This is a genomic window from Carboxylicivirga taeanensis, assembly GCF_051851475.1.
Lineage (GTDB): Bacteria > Bacteroidota > Bacteroidia > Bacteroidales > Marinilabiliaceae > Carboxylicivirga > Carboxylicivirga taeanensis.
Genome location: NZ_JBPUSJ010000006.1, coordinates 237,643 through 257,215 on the forward strand (window position 1 = coordinate 237,643; position 19,573 = coordinate 257,215).

General features: G+C 43.0%; 16 protein-coding genes. 9 read left to right on the plus strand and 7 right to left on the minus strand.

Annotation, left to right across the window (positions count from 1 at the left end):
• The first annotated feature begins 11 nt into the window (after nt 1-11).
• The 7 genes from ACSX1H_RS11405 to ACSX1H_RS11435 all read left to right on the plus strand — a co-directional run bounded on the left by ACSX1H_RS11405 (nt 12) and on the right by ACSX1H_RS11435 (nt 9,894).
• On the plus strand, nt 12-671 hold the full coding sequence (locus ACSX1H_RS11405) for an NADH:ubiquinone reductase (Na(+)-transporting) subunit D (RefSeq protein WP_439184048.1): 660 nt from the start codon (nt 12-14) through the stop codon (nt 669-671).
• Between the two features lie 18 nt (nt 672-689).
• Nucleotides 690-1,322: an NADH:ubiquinone reductase (Na(+)-transporting) subunit E gene (gene nqrE / locus ACSX1H_RS11410; protein ID WP_439184049.1), complete on the plus strand. Its 633-nt coding sequence runs from the start codon at nt 690-692 to the stop codon at nt 1,320-1,322.
• 19 nt (nt 1,323-1,341) lie between these two features.
• Nucleotides 1,342-2,601, plus strand: a complete 1,260-nt coding sequence (gene nqrF, locus ACSX1H_RS11415) for an NADH:ubiquinone reductase (Na(+)-transporting) subunit F (protein WP_439184051.1) — start codon at nt 1,342-1,344, stop codon at nt 2,599-2,601.
• A 189-nt stretch (nt 2,602-2,790) separates the two neighbouring features.
• Nucleotides 2,791-3,183 carry a hypothetical protein gene (locus ACSX1H_RS11420; RefSeq protein ID WP_439184053.1) on the plus strand — a complete coding sequence of 131 codons (393 nt, stop codon included), beginning with the start codon at nt 2,791-2,793 and terminating at the stop codon, nt 3,181-3,183.
• Nucleotides 3,184-3,304: 121 nt separating this feature from the next.
• Nucleotides 3,305-7,654 carry a CusA/CzcA family heavy metal efflux RND transporter gene (locus ACSX1H_RS11425; RefSeq protein ID WP_439184055.1) on the plus strand — a complete coding sequence of 1,450 codons (4,350 nt, stop codon included), beginning with the start codon at nt 3,305-3,307 and terminating at the stop codon, nt 7,652-7,654.
• A 31-nt stretch (nt 7,655-7,685) separates the two neighbouring features.
• Nucleotides 7,686-8,816, plus strand: coding sequence for an efflux RND transporter periplasmic adaptor subunit (locus ACSX1H_RS11430; RefSeq protein WP_439184056.1), 1,131 nt, complete (start codon nt 7,686-7,688; stop codon nt 8,814-8,816).
• 73 nt (nt 8,817-8,889) lie between these two features.
• Complete coding sequence (locus ACSX1H_RS11435) at nt 8,890-9,894, plus strand: FAD:protein FMN transferase (RefSeq protein ID WP_439184057.1); 1,005 nt, start codon at nt 8,890-8,892, stop codon at nt 9,892-9,894.
• Between the two features lie 84 nt (nt 9,895-9,978).
• Here ACSX1H_RS11435 and ACSX1H_RS11440 read toward each other — a convergent pair whose 3' ends face one another.
• Entirely contained in the window at nt 9,979-10,221 is a 243-nt protein-coding gene (locus ACSX1H_RS11440) for a hypothetical protein (protein WP_439184059.1), read from the minus strand.
• Between the two features lie 155 nt (nt 10,222-10,376).
• Between ACSX1H_RS11440 and ACSX1H_RS11445 the strand changes: the two genes are divergently transcribed.
• A complete protein-coding gene (locus ACSX1H_RS11445) occupies nt 10,377-12,800 on the plus strand; it encodes an alpha-ketoacid dehydrogenase subunit alpha/beta (RefSeq protein ID WP_439184061.1) in 2,424 nt (807 codons plus the stop codon).
• Nucleotides 12,801-12,844: 44 nt separating this feature from the next.
• On the opposite strand, the gene ACSX1H_RS11450 is transcribed toward ACSX1H_RS11445, so the two are convergent.
• Complete coding sequence (locus tag ACSX1H_RS11450) at nt 12,845-14,764, minus strand: Na+/H+ antiporter NhaC family protein (RefSeq protein WP_439184062.1); 1,920 nt, start codon at nt 14,762-14,764, stop codon at nt 12,845-12,847.
• A gap of 297 nt (nt 14,765-15,061) precedes the next feature.
• Here ACSX1H_RS11450 and ACSX1H_RS11455 point away from each other — a divergent pair, with 297 nt between their 5' ends.
• Nucleotides 15,062-15,676 carry a YqgE/AlgH family protein gene (locus ACSX1H_RS11455; protein ID WP_439184064.1) on the plus strand — a complete coding sequence of 205 codons (615 nt, stop codon included), beginning with the start codon at nt 15,062-15,064 and terminating at the stop codon, nt 15,674-15,676.
• On the opposite strand, the gene ACSX1H_RS11460 is transcribed toward ACSX1H_RS11455, so the two are convergent.
• Genes ACSX1H_RS11460 through ACSX1H_RS11480 form a run of 5 tightly spaced genes read right to left on the minus strand, consistent with a single transcriptional unit; the run spans nt 15,645 to nt 19,463 of the window.
• On the minus strand, nt 15,645-16,511 hold the full coding sequence (locus ACSX1H_RS11460; RefSeq protein WP_439184066.1) for an aminotransferase class IV: 867 nt from the start codon (nt 16,509-16,511) through the stop codon (nt 15,645-15,647). The two genes, ACSX1H_RS11455 and ACSX1H_RS11460, sit on opposite strands and share 32 nt — an antisense overlap.
• An 11-nt stretch (nt 16,512-16,522) precedes the next feature.
• Nucleotides 16,523-17,020, minus strand: a complete 498-nt coding sequence (locus ACSX1H_RS11465) for a D-glycero-alpha-D-manno-heptose-1,7-bisphosphate 7-phosphatase (RefSeq protein ID WP_439184067.1) — start codon at nt 17,018-17,020, stop codon at nt 16,523-16,525.
• A 2-nt stretch (nt 17,021-17,022) separates the two neighbouring features.
• Complete coding sequence (locus ACSX1H_RS11470) at nt 17,023-17,634, minus strand: rhomboid family intramembrane serine protease (protein ID WP_439184069.1); 612 nt, start codon at nt 17,632-17,634, stop codon at nt 17,023-17,025.
• Between the two features lie 38 nt (nt 17,635-17,672).
• Nucleotides 17,673-18,674, minus strand: coding sequence for a DNA polymerase III subunit delta (holA, locus tag ACSX1H_RS11475; RefSeq protein ID WP_439184071.1), 1,002 nt, complete (start codon nt 18,672-18,674; stop codon nt 17,673-17,675).
• A 12-nt stretch (nt 18,675-18,686) separates the two neighbouring features.
• Complete coding sequence (locus tag ACSX1H_RS11480; RefSeq protein WP_439184073.1) at nt 18,687-19,463, minus strand: AMP nucleosidase; 777 nt, start codon at nt 19,461-19,463, stop codon at nt 18,687-18,689.
• Between the last annotated feature and the right edge of the window lie 110 nt (nt 19,464-19,573).

Sequence of the window (19,573 nt, forward strand, 5' to 3'; positions counted from 1 at the left end):
TAATTGTGACGATGAGTAGTGAAAAAGAACCTTTGTTCTCAGCCAAAAATTTAAAGCTGATTACAACTCCTCTGGGAGCACAAAATCCCATTACCATTCAGGTGCTGGGTATCTGTTCTGCCTTGGCGGTGACAGTTAAGTTGGAGCCGGCCATTGTGATGTCCATCTCTGTTATGTTCGTAACGGTATTTTCAAACCTGATTATATCCCTGCTTCGTAATACTATTCCAGCACGTATTCGAATTATCGTTCAGCTGGTGGTAGTGGCAGCCTTGGTAATTATTGTTGACCAAGTGTTGAAAGCCTATGCCTATGAAGTGAGTTTGCAACTCTCGGTGTTTGTTGGTCTGATTATCACCAACTGTATCATTATGGGACGTTTGGAGGCTTTTGCTTTGGGTAATAAGCCATGGCCTGCCGTTTTAGATGGTATTGGTAATGGAGCCGGATATGGATTTATCCTGATTGTAGTTGCTTTCTTCCGTGAGTTTTTCGGAACCGGCGGTTTGTCGTTGCCAGGGATTGGATCATTCCAGATCATTCCAGAAGTATTTTATGAAATGGGCTATGTAAATAATGGTTTTATGACCTTGCCTCCAATGGCACTGATTGTTGTAGGTATCATTATTTGGGTACAGCGTTCACGTAACAAAGAATTGATAGAGTCATAATCAGAAAAAAGCAGAAAAATGGATTATATAAATATATTCATCAAGTCTATCTTTATTGATAACATGGTATTTGCTTACTTCTTTGGTATGTGTTCATACCTGGCTGTATCAAAAACTGTGAATACATCATTAGGGTTAGGGATTGCCGTAACTTTTGTATTAGGTATCACCGTGCCGGTTAACTACCTGCTTAATCAGTTTGTATTAAGCGAAGGGGCCCTGGTATGGTTGGATAACCTGATGGGATTACAAAATACGTTTGCAACGTATGATTTAAGCTTCTTAAGTTTCATCATGTTTATTGCTGTTATCGCGTCAATGGTACAGTTAGTAGAAATGATTGTTGAGAAGTTTGCACCTACTCTTTACTCGCAACTGGGTATCTTCTTACCGCTTATTGCTGTAAACTGTGCCATCTTAGGAGGTTCATTGTTTATGCAGGAGCGCGATTATGCAAACCTTGGCGAAGCCACCGTATTTGGTTTAGGTTCTGGCATTGGCTGGTTATTAGCTATTGTTGGTATTGCTGCTATCCGCGAAAAAATTAAGTATTCTGATATTCCAGCGCCTTTACGTGGTTTAGGGATTACTTTTATTGTAACCGGATTAATGGGTGTGGCATTTATGAGTTTCATGGGAATTCAGTTGTAAAAAGAAAAAAGTATTAGAAATGACATTACTAGCAATTGATAGTACAGTAATCTTTACCAGTGTTGCGATTTTCCTGTTGGTGATCCTCGCATTGGTGTCGATTTTATTGTACGCTAAGAAAAAGCTGATGCCATCTGGTGAAGTAACCATTAACATTAATGATGGTGAAAAAGAGTTGGTGGTAGAGCCAGGACAAACCTTGCTTTCGGCATTAGGGAACAACAAAATTTTCTTGCCATCAGCATGTGGTGGTGGTGGTACATGTGCCATGTGCCGCTGTCAGGTAGATAGTGGAGCAGGGTCAATATTGCCTACAGAAACAGGTTATTTTACCCGTAAAGAGCAGGCTAACAACTGGCGCCTGGCTTGTCAGGTAAAAGTTAAGGAAGACCTTACCATGCAGATTCCACAGGAAGTAATGGGTATTAAAAAGTGGGAATGTACTGTTGTATCCAACGATAACCAGGCGACTTTTATTAAAGAGTTTGTGGTGAAGTTGCCCGAAGGTGAAAACCTTGACTTTAAATCCGGTGGATATATCCAGATTGATGTTCCAAAAATAGATGTGGACTTCAAAGATATGGAAGTTGGTGAAGAGTATCAGGAGGAATGGAAGAAGTTTGGCATGTTCGATCTGAAGATGAAGAACCCGGAACCAACTTACCGAGCCTACTCAATGGCTAACCACCCAGCCGAAGGAAACATTGTGATGTTGAACATTCGTATTGCAACACCACCTTTTGACCGTGTAACTGGCGGATTTAAGAACGTGAATCCTGGTATTTGTTCGTCTTACATCTTCTCGCGTAAGCCAGGAGATAAAGTGACTGTTTCAGGACCTTATGGTGAGTTCTTTATTAAGGAAACTGATAACGAGATGATGTTTATTGGTGGTGGAGCCGGAATGGCACCTATGCGTTCGCATATTTTCCACCTGTTCCACACTGTTAAAACAGGTCGTAAAGTAACTTTCTGGTACGGTGCTCGCTCGAAAAAGGAAATCTTCTACGAAGATCATTTCCGCGCCATCGAAAAAGAGTTCCCTAACTTTAAGTTTACCATTGCCCTGTCGGAGCCGCTTCCTGAAGACAACTGGGACGGTGCAACAGGCTTTATCCACCAGGTTATTCATGACGAGTATTTAAGCAAGCATGACGAGCCAGAGGATATCGAATACTACTTATGTGGACCTCCTATGATGAACGATGCAGTTAATAAAATGCTGTATGATCTGGGAGTACCCGATGAGATGATTGCCTTTGATGATTTTGGATCATAAATATAGAAGCCCCTTAACTGGGGCTTTTTTTATGGAGTTAAGTGAGTGATCGCCGCATCGCGATGCTTTGTTTAAATAGGAAGTATGATCTTTTGCACCCCTTATGTGATAGTGTCATACGCGTAGATGAGGATTAACTAAAATTATTTATGTTTGGCTTTTGAAGTGCTTAGTCATAAACAATACGAAATGAGCACTGTTATACACACGATGAAACTGGTCAGACAAATACTCTTCTCGTTGGTGCTCCTGATTATTCTGGGGCATTCTTCACTGGCACATTCTCATGAACGGTGTGTAAGTTTCCAGCAGATTGAAGCGAGCGAAAAATCTGGGCTTCTGTATCTTTTAGAGGTCGTTATTGCGAGCAATACCGGTAGCTATCATTTAGAAGACTATCGGCACAAGAAAGCGGTTGTAAATTCATCAGCAACCGTTAAGAGCGCACCTGCTACTACCGCTTCTATTCCCGAAGAACCGCCTATTAGAGAGCGTTCCTGTATTTATCCGGTTTATACGTTCTCTTTTCGTCCAACGCTCCATTTTTATTCGGTTTACAGTTTACGAGGTTCACCCTGTTAAATACTAAGAGTCAATGCCTATATGTTTTTGTAGGTAGGAGATTTAAATAGGTGTTTAGAATCTTGTTTGCTATACAAACCTTGCTAATAAATTGCAGCGCGCAAGGTGTAAATCGAAAAGTATGCTTAGTAAAATGATTGAATATAGCGTCAGGCATAAACTGATCGTTATATTGTTTACCTTGACCATTGTTGGGGCAGGGATTTATTCTATTGTCAATATTCCCATTGGGGCCGTGCCCGATATTACCAATAATCAGGTGCAGGTTATTACAACTTCCTCCAACCTTTCCACGCAGGAAATTGAGCAGTTTATTACGGCTCCTGTAGAATTGGAGATGGCTAACCTACCCGGTGTCGAAGAAATACGATCAGTTTCAAAATTTGGATTGTCAGTTGTAACTGTTGTGTTTAACGATGAGATTGGTACTTTCTTGCCGCGTCAGCTGATTGCAGAGAAGATAAAATCTGCATCAGCCAATATTCCTCCTGGCTTTGGCGAACCCGAGATGGGCCCTATTACAACCGGACTCGGGGAGATCTACCAATACGTACTGGATGTAAAGCCCGGCTACGAAGAGCGCTATTCGGTAATGGATTTGCGTACCATCCAGGATTGGATTGTTGCGCGGCAGTTATCAGGCATCGATGGCGTGGTTGAGGTCAATAGCTGGGGAGGCTACCTCAAACAGTTTGAAATAGCGGTTAATCCTGCTCAGCTTGCCAGTCTGGACATAAGCCTGATGGATGTGTTTACCGCCCTTGAAGCCAACAATAGTATATCGGGGGCTTCATACATCGAGAAAAACAATCAGAGCTATTTTATCAGGGGTGATGGCCTGGTCAAATCCATTGATGATATTCGACAGATTGTGATTAAGACCCGTAATGGCATTCCGGTGCTTATCAGCCATGTGGCAGATGTCAATCTCGGGCATGCCAATCGCTATGGCGCCATCACAGCCAATGGAAGCGGCGAAAAAGTGTTGGGCCAAATCATGATGCTGAAAGATGCGAACTCTAAAGAGGTGATTAAGGCGGTTAAACAGCGTGTGGAAGAAGTGCAGTCGAGTTTGCCCGAGGGTGTTTTTATCAATCCTGTGTTGGAGCGAAGCGAGCTAATCGGTAAAACAACACTTACTGTGGTTGAGAACCTGGTGTTTGGTTGTATTATCGTTATTTTCATCGTTTTTCTAATTCTGGGGAATATTCGTTCAGCTTTGGTCATTGGCTCCATGATTCCGCTATCCTTGTTGTTTACCTTGTCCATGATGTATGTATTTGGTGTGGATGCCAATCTGATGAGTCTTGGGGCCCTGGATTTTGGTATTATTATCGATGGAGCGGTTATTATTGTTGAGTTTATAGTTATTCAGCTCACCAAAAAAAGAGGTGCTTTTGCCAAAGGTTCGCTCAGTGACAAGCAATCCTTAATGGATGACCTCACTTTTAAAGGTGCTTCTAAAATGATGAATTCGGCCATTTTTGGTCAAATAATTATTCTGATTGTGTTTATTCCTATTTTGGTGCTCACCGGTGTGGAAGGGAAAATGTTTCGCCCCATGGCCCTGTCTTTTAGCTTTGCCATCATAGGAGCGATGATTTTAGGCTTAACATGGTTGCCCGTAGCTGCATCTTTGTTTCTAAAACCCGAAACCACTAAAAAAAATAAATTAACCCGTTTGTTGATGTCGGCAGCTTATCGTTCTTACGAACCGGTTATCAGGTGGGCTTGCTGCCATAAGAAAGCGGTACTTGGTTTCTCACTGATGGCTTTGATTGGCACTGGTATCCTGTTTGCCCGCATGGGGGGCGAGTTTGTTCCAACACTTGATGAAGGGGATTTTGTTATTCAGCCGGTATTAAAAACGGGAACGTCTTTATCCAAAACCATCGATATGACGACCCGCATGGAACAGATTTTAAAGAATAAGTTTCCTGAGGTGAATCAGATTGTCTGTCGCATTGGTGCCGCAGAAGTACCAACCGATCCCATGTCGATGGAGGAGATTGACATGATTATCAAGCTACACCCTAAAAGTGAATGGACCTCGGCCGATTCCAAGGAAGAGCTGGCTGAGCAATTCAAGGAAGCCCTATCTGTTATTCCCGGTGTTGAATATGAGTTTACGCAACCTATTGAGATGCGATTCAATGAGCTAATAACTGGGGTGAGAGCAGATATAGCAGTTAAAATATTTGGAGAAGACTTAACTTATCTGGATGCGAAAGCCAACGAAATAAAGCAACTTATTGAAGGAGTACCGGGGGCGGCTGATATTATCCTCGAGAAAACAGTAGGTCTGCCGCAAATGAGTGTGGAGTATAACCGTAGTAAAATAGCCTATTATGGTGCCGATATCGCTGCGCTTAACCGGTACCTCACTATGGCTTTTGGAGGTGAAACAACAGGTGTTGTATTCGAAGGCGAGAAACGTTTTGACATGGTGGTACGCCTGCCTGAGCAAAGTCGCAAAGAGATGGCGGATATTGAGAACTTGCTGGTGCCATTGAATAACGGGCATCAGGTGCCACTGAAAGAGTTGGCTACAATTACCATTGGCCAGGGGCCAGCTAAAATATCGAGGGAGAATACAAGCCGGCGTGTGGTGGTGAGTGTGAATGTGCGCAACCGCGATTTAAAATCAGTAGTGGCTGACATCGATCGACTGATTAAGGAACAGGTGACCTTACCTCCGGGCTATTATATTCAAATTGGGGGACAGTTCGAAAACTTGAAAAACGCCAGTAGAAGACTGCTTTTTGCAGTGCCTTTAGCCTTGGCGCTAATATTTATTTTTCTGCACTTTGCATTTAACTCTTTGCGCGATGCCTTCCTTATTTTTACGGCAGTACCCTTGTCCACCGTTGGTGGTGTTGTGGCGCTATGGCTCAGAGATATGCCTTTTAGTGTTTCTGCAGGAATTGGGTTTATTGCCCTGTTTGGAATAGCCGTCCTCAACGGAATTGTGTTAATCGAGCACCTCAAAGAGTTAAAGCTCAATGGCAATACTAAAGATACACGCACATTAATTATTCTGGGAACAAAAAATAGGTTGCGCCCCGTTATGCTCACGGCTTCTGCAGCAGCTATGGGATTCTTGCCAATGGCCATTTCAACAGGTGCTGGGGCCGAAGTACAGCGCCCACTGGCAACGGTTGTTATTGGCGGATTGGTTACGTCCACAATTTTAACCATGGTGGCTTTGCCACTGCTGTTTGAAATATTCTACAATGTGAAGCGCATTAGTCTGTTTCCTTTTCGGATAATCAGAAAAGGGGCCGTCTCGTTAGCACTCCTTTTTATGGCAGGTAGTTCTGTATGGGCCCAAAGTGATCGTTCTGGCGATGTTAGTTTGGAGCAGGCGGTGGCAATTGCCCTCGAAAACAACCAACAGCTGGGCGCCTATCAGCTGCGGATTGAAGAAAGCGAGCACCTGGCAGCCACTGCATTTGCAATTGATAAAACCATGCTCTACTATGAGCGGGATGCAAACAATATCGCCGCCAATGGTCATCCCTTAAATGTGCTGGGAGTGGAGCAAAGTTTTAGCTTTCCAACCGTTTACGGTACACAAAAGAAAGCGAACAATATTCGCACTCAGTTGGTTGAAAAGGACTACCAAAAGCAGAAGCTTCAGGTGGTGAAAGAGGTGTCGCAGGTGTATTATGCCATCGTGTATTTGCAAAACCGAAAAGAGCTTCTGGTGCAGGTGGACAGTGTGTATGCCGATTTTTCTGCAAATGCTGAAGAGCGGTTTTCTATGGGAGCCATCAGTCAGGTCGAAAAATTAAATGCACTGGCTAAGCATCAGCACATAAGAACCATTGTAACAAAACTGAATTATGATTTAGACATTGCCGGGGAGCAATTTAATAAACTACTGCAGACCGACAGTGTGCTTACAGTGCCTCACCAGCCTCTTCAATTACTAGAACTCCGGGCTTTTCATCCCGAGCAGAGCATCGAGTTGGCTAAGCTGGTGCAGCAGGAACAGCACCAAAATGTGCTGTTGCGTGTTGAGAAACACAAGTTGTTGCCCGATATTTCGCTGGGCTATTTTAATGGTACCAACTCACAAGCGGGAGCCGAGCATTATTCTGGTGTTTACGCTGGTGTATCCATACCTTTGTTTTTTGGAGAACAACGAGCCCGAATCAAAGCGGGTAAGATAGGAGTTCAAATTAGTCAGAAGATGCAGGCCCATTACCGACGTTCGTTAACCACCAGTTACCGTAACCTGCAGTCGGAGCTGCTTAAATACCAAAAAGCAATTAGCTATTACGAAGAGACAGGAATGACTTTGAGTCATGAACTGCTAAAAACAGCCCATATGAGTTATGAGCTAGGTGAGATGAATGTTTTGGAATTCATCATGACTGTGGAGAATGCCTTACAGTTGATGCAGGATTATTATGAGAATATTTACAAGTACAACAACCTGGTGCTGGAACTCAACTACCTTCAGTAAAATGTTATTTTATTCAATCAGACGACATATCATGAAACAGTTTATAATAAAATCAGCCTTATTCATCAGTCTTACCTTAACCGTTTTGGCGTGTTCTTCCTCAGGCGGACAAACTAATAATGAGGCAGAGAATCAATCGGAGTTCATTGAACTCACCAGACAGCAGTTTGAAACTGAAGCAATGAAAATTGCGTCCCCCACACAGATGCTGTTTAAGTCGGGTATAAGTGCCAACGGGTATATCTGCGCGCAGCCCAATGGGGTGGCACAAGTAAATTCGATTTTGCCGGGGCGGGTGGAAGCCGTTTATGTAACACTTGGGCAAAAGGTGCGAAAGGGCCAAAAGCTGGCTTTGATATCCTCATCTCAACTAATCGATTTGCAGCAACACTACCTGAGAGCTATTGCGCTAAGGAAGAAGCTTACAGCCGATTATGCTCGAATAAAGGAGCTTTATAAAAGCAATATTGGCAGTGAGAAGGAGTTCTTAATGGTTGAGAGTGAGTACCGTTTGGTAGTAGCCGATTACAATGCCCTTAGCTTGCAACTAAAACGATTGAATCTGGATCTGGAGGCCATTGGCGCAGGTAATATTGTTGACAGTTACTGTTTGATAGCCCCCATCGAAGGGGAATTGACACAGTTGAATGTGGTGCTTGGAGATGGTATTGAAGTGCAGGAGAATATTGCCGAAGTAATAGATACGAAGCGTTTGCAGCTGAGTCTGTCAGTTTTTGAAAAGGACATGCCCTTTGTTAAAACCGGCAGTCCGGTTGTATTTCAGGTGGTGAATAAGGCCCAGGAAATGTATACAGGACAGCTCACCGCTATTGCCAGACGAGTTCAGGAGCACTCTAAGTCCATTGAATGCCGGGCTTCGATTGCGCCGGAAGATATGCAAGAGTTCGTTTATAAAGCATATGTTAAGGCACAAATCATCACCAGCCAGAACGACGGCCTGGGGCTGCCCGAAGAAGCGCTCGTTAAACTTGGGGGTGATAGCTATTATTTCGTTGTGAAAAAGCAGAATGAACAACTGTATTTTCTGGAAAAGAAAAGGGCGATTATTGGCGATAGCTATAATGGATTTGTGGAGGTACAAAACGCGCTGGCAAACGAGCAGGTAATTGTGAGCGGGGTGTACAATCTTCAGGTGGACTAACAGATGTGAAAAATAGTGGGCTGGTTTGGGATTTAAGAAGGTATTTTATCAAATTTGTTCAATAAAACAGAAGATGATGCGAGAAACGCTTAATGTATTTGTGGGTACCTTGTTAGTACTTGGCTTGTTTGCCTGCCAGCCTAAAAAAGAATATGTCCGCAATGAGGGCCTTATTTTTGGCACAATTTACCATATAACCTATGAAGCTTCGGAAGATTTATCCGACACCATTCAGAGTACCTTAAATGCCTTTGACTGGTCTATGTCCACCTATAAAGAACAGTCGGTTATCAGTAAAATTAACCGAAACGAGTCGAATGAGACAGATGTGTATTTTCGGACGGTGTTTAACGCTGCGAAAGAAATAACAGCTGCCACCAATGGAGCTTTTGATATGACTGTTGCACCACTGGTTAATTTATGGGGCTTTGGCTTCTCAAAAAAAGACAGTGTTACAGAGGCCGCCATTGATTCCATCCGGAATTTTGTAGGTATGGACATGGTGCACCTCGATGGAACACGACTGGTTAAGGATAAGCCCGAAATAATGCTGGATGGCAGCGCCATAGCCAAAGGATTTGCTGTGGATGTAGTGGCAGCTTTACTGGAAAGTATGGCTGTAGAGAATTACATGGTGGAAATTGGCGGAGAAATGCGGGTGAAAGGCCGCAATCCGGAGCACGTTAACTGGCGCGTGGGCATTGATAAGCCCATTGATGATCCACAGGTGCAAAACCGACAGTTACAGGAGATCATTAGTATTTCCAATGTGGCCTTGGCATCCTCTGGCAATTATCGGAACTTTTATATTAAAGACGGGAAAAAATATGCACATACCATCAGTCCGTTTACTGGCTATCCGGTTGATCACCAGCTTTTAGGTGTGTCTGTATTGGCAGATAATTGCATGATGGCCGATGCTTATGCCACTGCTTTTATGGTGCTGGGCTATGAAAAAAGTCGGGCCATTGTTGAAGCACATCCCGAGCTGGAAGCATATTTTATAATGAATGGCGATAACAGTGAGTATGTTATTGAAATGACAGAAGGCTTTTCAAAATATGTTATCGATAAATAAAAGGTAAGCTATAAAAAGATTGGGTTATAAAACAAGCATGAGCAAGGAGGTTGTTCTTTAAGGAACAGCCTCCTTGTTAATTGTTTAGCAACTGGTAGTCTGGCTCTCAAATTCGCCATCTAGCTTAAGCGGTTTAATTTTAAAGGCTTCTTTTCGTGCAAGCTTATCCTGTGTGGTTGCACAATAAATACCTTTATCGTTGAGCGCTTTGTTGCCACCAATATGCGAGTTGGGGAATTTACCGTTTTTTTGCAGCAGAATGCGAATAGACATCAGCACAAACACAATTCCCATTAAAACAATGCTTAGTATTAAAACCGGCCACATAATCTTTCCCTTTTATTAATTCGGTACAAAAGTACTAAAATTTACTATTAGGCAAACAAACGAGCCGCTTCATATGTTTGATAGGTGCCCAATAAATAATGGCACAATCTTGCTAGATTTGTGTTCAGCAACTAAAAACAGTAAAGATTATTTATATGTCTGTAAATGAAAGTGAACTTAGCTTTGCTGAGTTTAAAAAAGAAGTGATTACCGACTATAAAATTGCCTGCGTGAGTCGCAATATGAGCCTTTTGGCCCGTAAAGAGGTGCTTGGAGGCAAGGCAAAATTCGGAATTTTTGGTGATGGCAAAGAAATCCCCCAGATTGCCATGGCCAAACAGTTTAGAAAAGGAGACTGGCGTTCGGGCTATTACCGCGACCAGACCTTTATTCTAGCTGCAGGCATGATAACACCCAAAGAGTTTTTTGCCCAGCTATACGGAGAAACCAACACTCAGCTGAATCCGGATAACGGAGGACGCTCCTTTAATAATCATTTTGGCACACGCCTGATTGATGAAAATGGTAACTGGAAACGCTTGACCGATATCAAGTGTACTTCATCTGATATTTCACCAACAGCGGGTCAAATGCCGCGTTTGGTTGGTTTGGCGATGGCCTCTAAATTATACCGTAATAATCCCGAGCTCAGGCAATTCGAGCAGTTTAGTATAAATGGAAACGAGGTGGCCTTTGGGACTATTGGTGATGCCAGTACGTCCGAAGGGCATTTTTTTGAAACGCTAAATGCCGCCAGTGTTTTGCAAATTCCTATGGCGGTATCTGTTTGGGACGATGGCTATGGCATCTCCGTTCCTAAAAAGATGCAGACCACAAAGGAGAGCATCAGTAAAGCTTTAAAAGGGTTCGAAAAAGGACCAAAGGATAAAACAGGCATGCTCATTTACACTGCTAAAGGATGGGATTATGCCGGATTGTGTCAAATGTATGAAGAGGGCATACGGCGCTGCCGCGAAGAGCATGTGCCGGTATTGTTCCATGTCGAAGAATTGACGCAGCCCGTAGGCCATTCAACCAGTGGTTCTCACGAACGCTATAAAACAGAAGAGCGATTGGAGTGGGAAAAAGAGCACGATGGCCTGCTGCAAATGCGTAAATGGATGCTTGAAATTAAGCTGGCTTCTGCTGAAGAGCTGGATGCGATAGAGGAAGAGGCTGTTGTTGAGGTGAAGGCTGCGCAAAAAGAGGCTTATAAGGACCTGATGGACGCCTTTAAGTCTGAACGTCAGGAGCTGCTGGACATTATAACCCGTAAAAACTGTGTTTGTAATGAAATAAAGCAGGAAAAGATTGATGGAATTGTGACTGAGCTAAAGTCCAGTATGTCACTCAACCGAAAAGGGATATTGAGTGCCGCCCGAAAGGTCTTACGTCATTATTGTTCAGCGTGTGAAAAGCCGAACAGCATGAAGGCACAACTCAAAGAGTGGGTGCAAAAGTACTATGCTGAAGGGCAGGAGAATTATAGTAAATGGCTGTATTGTGAGGATGATAATTCGGCCCTGAAAGTCACACCGGTGGCCCCCGAATTTGAAGGTGATGCGTCAACTGTTCCCGGGCGAGAAATTTTACGGGATAATTTCGACTATATTTTTGCGAATAATCCCAAAGTAATCACCTTCGGTGAAGATACCGGCTTTTTAGGTGGTGTTAATCAAACCCTGGAAGGGATGCAGGCCAAGTATGGCGAATTGCGTGTTCGTGACACCGGGATTCGCGAAACCACCATCCTTGGGAAAGGGATCGGTATGGCCCTGCGTGGACTAAGACCCATTGCCGAAATTCAATACTTCGATTACTTGTTGTATGCATTGCAAACCATGAGTGATGACCTGGCAACTACGCGTTATCGGACTAAAAATGGACAAAAAGCACCGCTGATTGTTCGTACGCGAGGGCACCGTCTGGAAGGCATCTGGCACAGTGGCTCTCCATTAAGTATGGTCATTAACTCCATCCGTGGGGTGTATGTCTGTGTTCCCCGGGATATGACGAGGGCTGCAGGCTTCTATAACACCTTGCTGGCGGCTGATGATCCAGCCCTGGTGATTGAACCCTTAAATGGCTATCGCCTGCGCGAAAAGCGCCCCTCTAACATTGGGGAGTTTAAAATACCTTTGGGGGTTCCTGAAATCATTCAGGAGGGAACGGATGTGACTTTGGTGACCTATGGTTCGTGTGTGCGAATAGCGCAGGATGCCGTTAATCAGTTGGCCGAGATTGGTGTGTCGGTGGAGCTGATTGACGTACAGACGCTTTTACCTTTTGATATCAATAAAATCATCTTCGAATCAGTTAAAAAAACCAATCGGGTAGTATTCTTCGACGAAGATGTGCCGGGTGGAGCAACGGCTTATATGCTTCACAAAGTGGTTGAAGAGCATGGTGCTTTCTACCATTTGGATGCATCACCAAAAACGGTGACAGCTAAAGATCACCGTCCGGCTTATGGTACCGATGGTGATTACTTCAGTAATCCCAATGCCGAAGACGTATACGAAACAATATATGCTTTAATGGCAGAATTTGATCCTAAACGGTTTCCTGCCATCTATTAAACAAAAAAGCTGTCAGTGTAATACTGACAGCTTTTTTGTTTGTTCTATACCCGTCTGCCCTTAAAGCGAATAAATGCATAAAGTATACCTGCAGCAATCAGGTAGGATATTATAATTGGGAAGCCAAATGCCGATGGTAAGGTTCCTGCCAGCAATGCCACGCCACCTACGAGCAAAGCGTACGGCATTTGTGTGCGAACGTGGTGAATGTGGTTACACGAACAAGCCAGAGAGCTAAGAATGGTGGTATCGGATATTGGCGAGCAATGATCACCCAAAACAGCCCCGGCTAATACCGTTGAAACGGCATTGTAAAAAAGTGGTAGTATGTCTTCTGTATTCATGCCTGACTCCAGGCCTATCTTCCAAATAGCCGGTAGTACCAGCGGGTAAATTATCGCCATTGTTCCCCAGCTCGAACCAGTGCTGAATGCGATAATGGCTGAGAAAACAAACGTCAAGGCAGGTATAAACTGCGGACTTATATTGATGTTTGTTAAAAGGCCTGTAATAAACTCTGCAGTATGTAAATGCTCAGTTAATAGGGCCAGTGACCAGGCTAGTGAAAGTATTAATATGGCATGAAACATAGTTTTAAAGCCATTGATAAGTCCGTCAATACTTTCTTTTAAATTGAGAATGCGCTGTGATGTCGTTAAAAGTAATGCGGCAAACACACCTGCCAGCGAGGACCATATCAGAGCATTAAAAACATCGGCATCACCAATGGTTGTTGACAGTTTGCTGGTGAAATTTATGTTTTGGTTGCCCCATACTTCCGGATTCCAGCCTGTGTAAATTAAGCCCGCGATAGTTCCTAACACCACAATGAGTACAGGGATAACAGCGTTAAACCATCTTGGAGTTACATCATCCGCCATTTCCAGTTCCTTCATAATTTGAGGCGAGCGCTTTTTCTTATCTGTTATCTCAATCTCTGAAAGTTTGGCTTGTTTTTCGGCTTTGTACATTGGCCCAAAGTCGCGTTTTTGCCATATTAGCATTGGCACAAACAACAAGGTTAGCAAGGGGTAGAACGAGTACCTTAACGATTCAAGAAATACCGAATAGGCTGAAGCCTCCAGCCCAATTTCGGCAATACCTTGCTGGATGTAGCTGAGCTCAGCACCAATCCAGGTGGTGATAAAAGCAATGGCAGCAATGGGCGCCGAAGTGGAATCGACCAGGTAGGCCAGCTTTTCGCGCGATATTTTAAGTTTATCGGTTATCGGCCTCATGGTGTTGCCTACTACCAGGGTATTGGCGTAGTCATCAAAGAAAATAAGCAGCCCCATCAGGTAGGTAATTAACTGGCCGGAACGGCGGTTATTCGCATATCTCGAAAGAATATTCACCACACCCTTCATGCCTCCGTTGAGCGAAATGAGCGTGACCATGCCTCCAATGAGCATGCTGAAAATAATGATGGAAAGGTGTTCCTGACTCAGCAGCGCATGCATCAGGTAGGTATCGATAATGGCAAAGGCACCTTTGAATATGGCTGCGAAAAACCCAACACCGGCATATTTATAAATTACAGATGTTCCTATAAGGAGTCCGATAAACAGCGAAGAAAATACCTCCTTAGTGATAAGTGCCATCAGAATGGCAATTAAAGGGGGCAGAATGGATAACCAAAGAGGAATCGGGTTAACAGGCCTCTTTTCACTGTGGCTCCCCTGTATGAGTTGAACCTCGGTGGCTTGGTCGAATGTGTACTCACAATACAACCCTTCATCATCGCTCTGAATTACTTGCTGAACACCGTCAATGATTACAACAGGTTCAATAACTTGTTCGGCTGGTTCTTGCTGAATCCGTATGGTTGCTGATACGTGCTTCATAACAGCGGGAGGCAATTGCAGGTGCGTGGTTTGCTCACCGGCTGCCTGTATAGAGGTTAACGGAAATAAAAGGCAAAGGGTACTGATTAATAATTGCTTGATAAATGGCTTCAACGGCATATTACTTGATTTTACTAATGTATAAGATTAACACGCTCTAGATAGGGTTACGTTGATGTCAAAAACTTAGCTTAATCGGCTGCAAAAATACATTTAAATGCTTGTAATCTCTTAATATATGTATTAAATTGATGTCAAAGGCTAGTAAATTAAGCTGTTAGCCAGACCAGGATGGCTGTATATGCCGCATTATAATTGAGATTTGTCCCAATCTAACCAGAGTGTTAAAATTTAAAATAGTACATTTAAAGAGCTGCTTTCAAGATGTTGTAATTTGTGATCAGCTGCATTGGGAGAATGAAAAAAGTAATTGTAAAGATGAAAAGTTTGGATTTTGACATATTTAGAGGACAGAAGCCGGGACTTAAACCAGCTAAAGGACGAATACTCATTGCTGAACCTTTTTTACAGGGGCCATATTTTAACCGGTCCATAGTGTTTTTAACAGAGCATGGTGATGATGGTGCAGTTGGTTTTGTGCTAAATAAGTCATCTGATTTATATCCTGATGAGGTGATTGAGGACTTGTTTAACTTTAAAGGAGAGCTGTATGTTGGGGGCCCCGTATCGGCCAATACACTTTATTTTATCCATACCTTGGGAGATAAAGTGCCCGATGCTGTTCAGATTACCGATTCGCTGTATTGGGGAGGTGACTTTGAGGTCATCAAAAATTTGGTGAATACCGGATTGGCCGATCACACTCAAGTGAAGTTTTTTGCCGGATACTCGGGGTGGGCACCCGGACAGCTGGAAGGTGAGATTGATGAAAACTCATGGATAGTGGCAGATGTAGATGCCGATATGATTATGGATGAGGATGTGGATCACATCTGGAAGCAGGCCATGGAAAGTTTAGGAACCGTTTTTAAAGCCTGGACTAACTTCCCGGAAAATCCCGCATATAATTAGATACCTTCTGATTGAGGAGATGGTTAAGTTCTTTCGTTAATTTACAATAGTACCGCTTGTCGTTTAGCCCAACCACCCATTGTATGCCTTGAACGGCATTGCTTAAAAATATTTCATCAGCAGATAAAAGCGTGTTCAAATCGGTGCCGCTTACTTCCTGCAGGGGCCAATGGTTTTCTCTTAACAAACGGATTATTTGTTTGCGCATTACCCCATCAACACAACCAGAGGAGCGCAGAGGGGTGAAAAATGTTTCGTTTTTTATCCAGAACAGGTTCGATGCAAGCCCTTCAATAATTTGGTTTTTCTCATTCATTATGAGCACATCATCCTTTCCTTGCTGACTTTTAAATAATCCGGCAAGAACAAACAATAAGGCATTGGCTGTTTTATAATGACAAAAGCTGGTGAGTGGTTTTTTTTCTTCATCAAATACATCAACCAAAAGGCCCTTGGCATTTAGTTCGTAGTGATGGGTGGTTAAAGGAGCCACTTCTATCAGGTAATTGATTTTGTTGCTGAGGGGGGTGTATAAACCGCCATCTTCTCGAAACACTGTTAAGCGGGTTCGCACATCCCCAAAGAGACGGTTCTTTTGAATTAAACTGCTTATTTGTTCCTCTACTACCCGGGCCGGAGGAAGACTTTTTATATCCATTTTCAGCAGGCTCATTCCGTTGATGAGACGCTGGTAATGATCAGAGAACCAGGCGGGCCGCTGATGCATGCAGCGAATGGTCTCGAACAGGGCATCACCGTACCTGAATGCTCGGTTGCTAATACTCAGCGATGCCCTGGTATCTAATTGTTTAATGCCATTTAAAATAATGTACATGAACGCTTATTTCACTGTTGGATGATGGTTTCACAAACAGGAATAATCGACGTGTTTTTGTCAATTTTAAAGCATTGTTTCAACCCTGCTGTTTCACCTGCTGCGATGTCTCGTTCCGAATCGCCAATTAAAAAGGACTGTTTAGGGTCGATGTGATGCTCTTCAATGGCCTGAAAAATCATTCCGGCTTTTGGCTTGCGGCATTCGCAGGGCGCTACGCTATCGTGGTGCGGGCAATAATAGATATCAGTAATGCGAATGTTATTGTCGAACATTTCCTGAAGGAAATGGCCATGGATAATTTCCACATCATCTTCGGTATACTCTCCTTTGGCAATGCCTCCCTGATTGGTAATGACAATCATTTTATAGCCGGCAGCCTGGAGCATTTTTAAGCCTTCAATGATGCCTTTGTTTAGTTTAAAATCTTTGACTTTATAAATGTAGTAATGGCCTTCATCGTTATTAATAACACCATCTCTATCAATAAAAACTGCTTTTTGACTCATGCTTAAAAAATAGCTAATAATTCGTTAAAGAAATGTCCCAGCAATGAGGGATTCAATAGTATCGGAAATACAAAACCATAAACGGCACCCCAAAAGTGGGCGTCATGGCCTATATTATCAACGTTACGTTTTGACATAATTCTGGAATAGACCAGGTAGCCTATACCAAGCACAATGCCGGGAATGGGAATAAAATATAAATAGATAATCCTGAACGGATCGTATAATATACTGGCAAATACAACTGCTGAAACGGCGCCGGAAGCACCAATGGCATTGTAGTTATAATTATTTTTTTCTTTGAAGTACGAAAAGGTGCTTGATGCCACTATAGCTGAAAAGAAGAAAACCAAAAATACAATGCTGCTGTTTCCCGGTAAGCTACGCATAAAATAGTAGATCACCGCCTTGCTAAACGACCACAACACAAACATGTTGATTGCTAAATGCACCCAGTCTGCATGAAAGAAACCGTGGCTAATCCAACGGATATACTCTTTACGGTTTTTTATTTGCCAGGCGTTAAACTGGTATTTATAGATTAGCTCGGGCCGGCTAAAGCCCGCTATGCTGATTAAACTGATAACGATAATAATAATAACTCCAATATTCATATGTAACTCTTTAATAAAGCCAACATTGTGCTGGACGATTAGTTCATGATTTTAAAAATCAGCTCTTTTAAAAGTTCACCCGACTCGGTGGTGGCACTTCCAAAGCCTTTTGATTTCATGTCGTATTCACGAATAAGACTAATTATTTGAACAACCTTTCGTGCCGGATAATGACGGGCACCCGTGGTGTAATCAGCCACAAAAAAAGGATTGATTTTTAAAGCCGAAGCTACGGCATTTTTTGACTTGTCGGGCAGGTAATAGTAGGCTAATAGTTTTTGAAAGTACCCAAAAAGGGTAACGGTGGTCATTTGAATTGGATAGGCCTTCGGATTTTTGCCAAAAGCCAATATAATTTTATTGGCTTTGGCAATGTCCTTATTTAAAACAGCTTTTTGAAGTTCAAAATTGTTGTAATCTTTGCTGACACCGATGTTTTTTTCGATGTGCGCTGAATTGATCTGTTGCACCGAGGCGCCAATAGCCAGCTCCAGCTTATCCAGCTCGTGTGCAATCTTGGATAGGTCACTGCCTAGAAACTCGGTTAATAAGGCAGAGGCTTTTGGCTCAATGGATTTTCCTTTAGACTGGAGGTAAGTGCTGATCCACTGCGGAACTTGATTGTCGTATAGCTTTTTCGACTCAAAGAGGAGCCCGTTTTTAGCTACACTCTTATAAAATTTTTTGCGCTTATCCAGTGTTTTATAGCGATAGTTAATTACCAGAATTGTTGACTTGAGCGGGTTGTTGGCATATACTTCCAAATCTTCAATCTTGGGTATGTTTTGAGCTTCTTTGACAATAATCACCTGGTATTGCGACATCATGGGAAAACGACGGGCAGCGTGGATAATTTCTGTCGTATCCACATCCTTGCCATACATCACTGTTTGATTGAAGCCTTTTTCCTCATCTGTCAATACAGTATTGGCAATGTAGTTAGTTATTTGATCAATAAAATAGCCTTCATCCCCCATTAAAAAATAGATAGGACGATAGGTTTTTTGTTTCAGCTCTTGTATTATTTGCTCAAAAGTCATTTAACTTCTTTGTTAACTATCAAACTTCAGGTGCTTCACCGATTTTCCATTATTCATGATGGTTGACAAGGCTTTAACACCTAATCGGATATGTCTTTCCACATAGGTTTCGGTCACCACCTTATCGCTTTCAGAGGTTTTTACCCCGGTTGAAATCATCGGTTGATCGGATACCAGCAGCAGGGCGCCTGTTGGAATATGGTTATAGAAACCGACTGTAAAAATAGTCGCTGTTTCCATATCAATGGCCATCGCGCGGGTTTTTTCCAGGTATTTTTTAAAGCGCTCATCATATTCCCATACCCTTTTGTTGGTTGTAAATACGGTTCCGGTATAGTAGTCGAGCTCATTATCCCTAATAGCACTGGATACAGCTCTTTGAAGACTAAAGGCTGGCAGGGCCGGAATTTCAGGCGGCAGGTAATCATCAGAGGTTCCGTCGCTGCGGATAGCTGCAATGGGTAAAACAAGGTCGCCCAGTTGATTCTTCTTTTTCAGACCGCCGCATTTCCCCAAAAACAGGACAGCTTTGGGGGCTACGGCACTTAGTAAGTCCATCATGGTGGCAGCATTAGGACTCCCCATACCGAAGTTAATAATGGTAATGCCATTGGCGCTGCAGTTAGGCATGTTGCCGTTGCGCCCAACAATTGGAGCATTGTACCATTCAGAAAATAACTCAACGTAATGATTGAAATTAGTGAGTAGAATATATGGCGTAAACTCTTCCAGCTTTCTGCCGGTGTAGCGTGGCAGCCAATTATCTACAATCTCTTTTTTAGTTTTCATGAGAATAAAATTTTAAGGTTAAGTGCGGTAGCGGTGTCGCCTGGCACGATGGGAATAAAGTGCGAATAGCAGAATTTTATTCTTCACGCTAAGGTAACTTTTTCTGATGA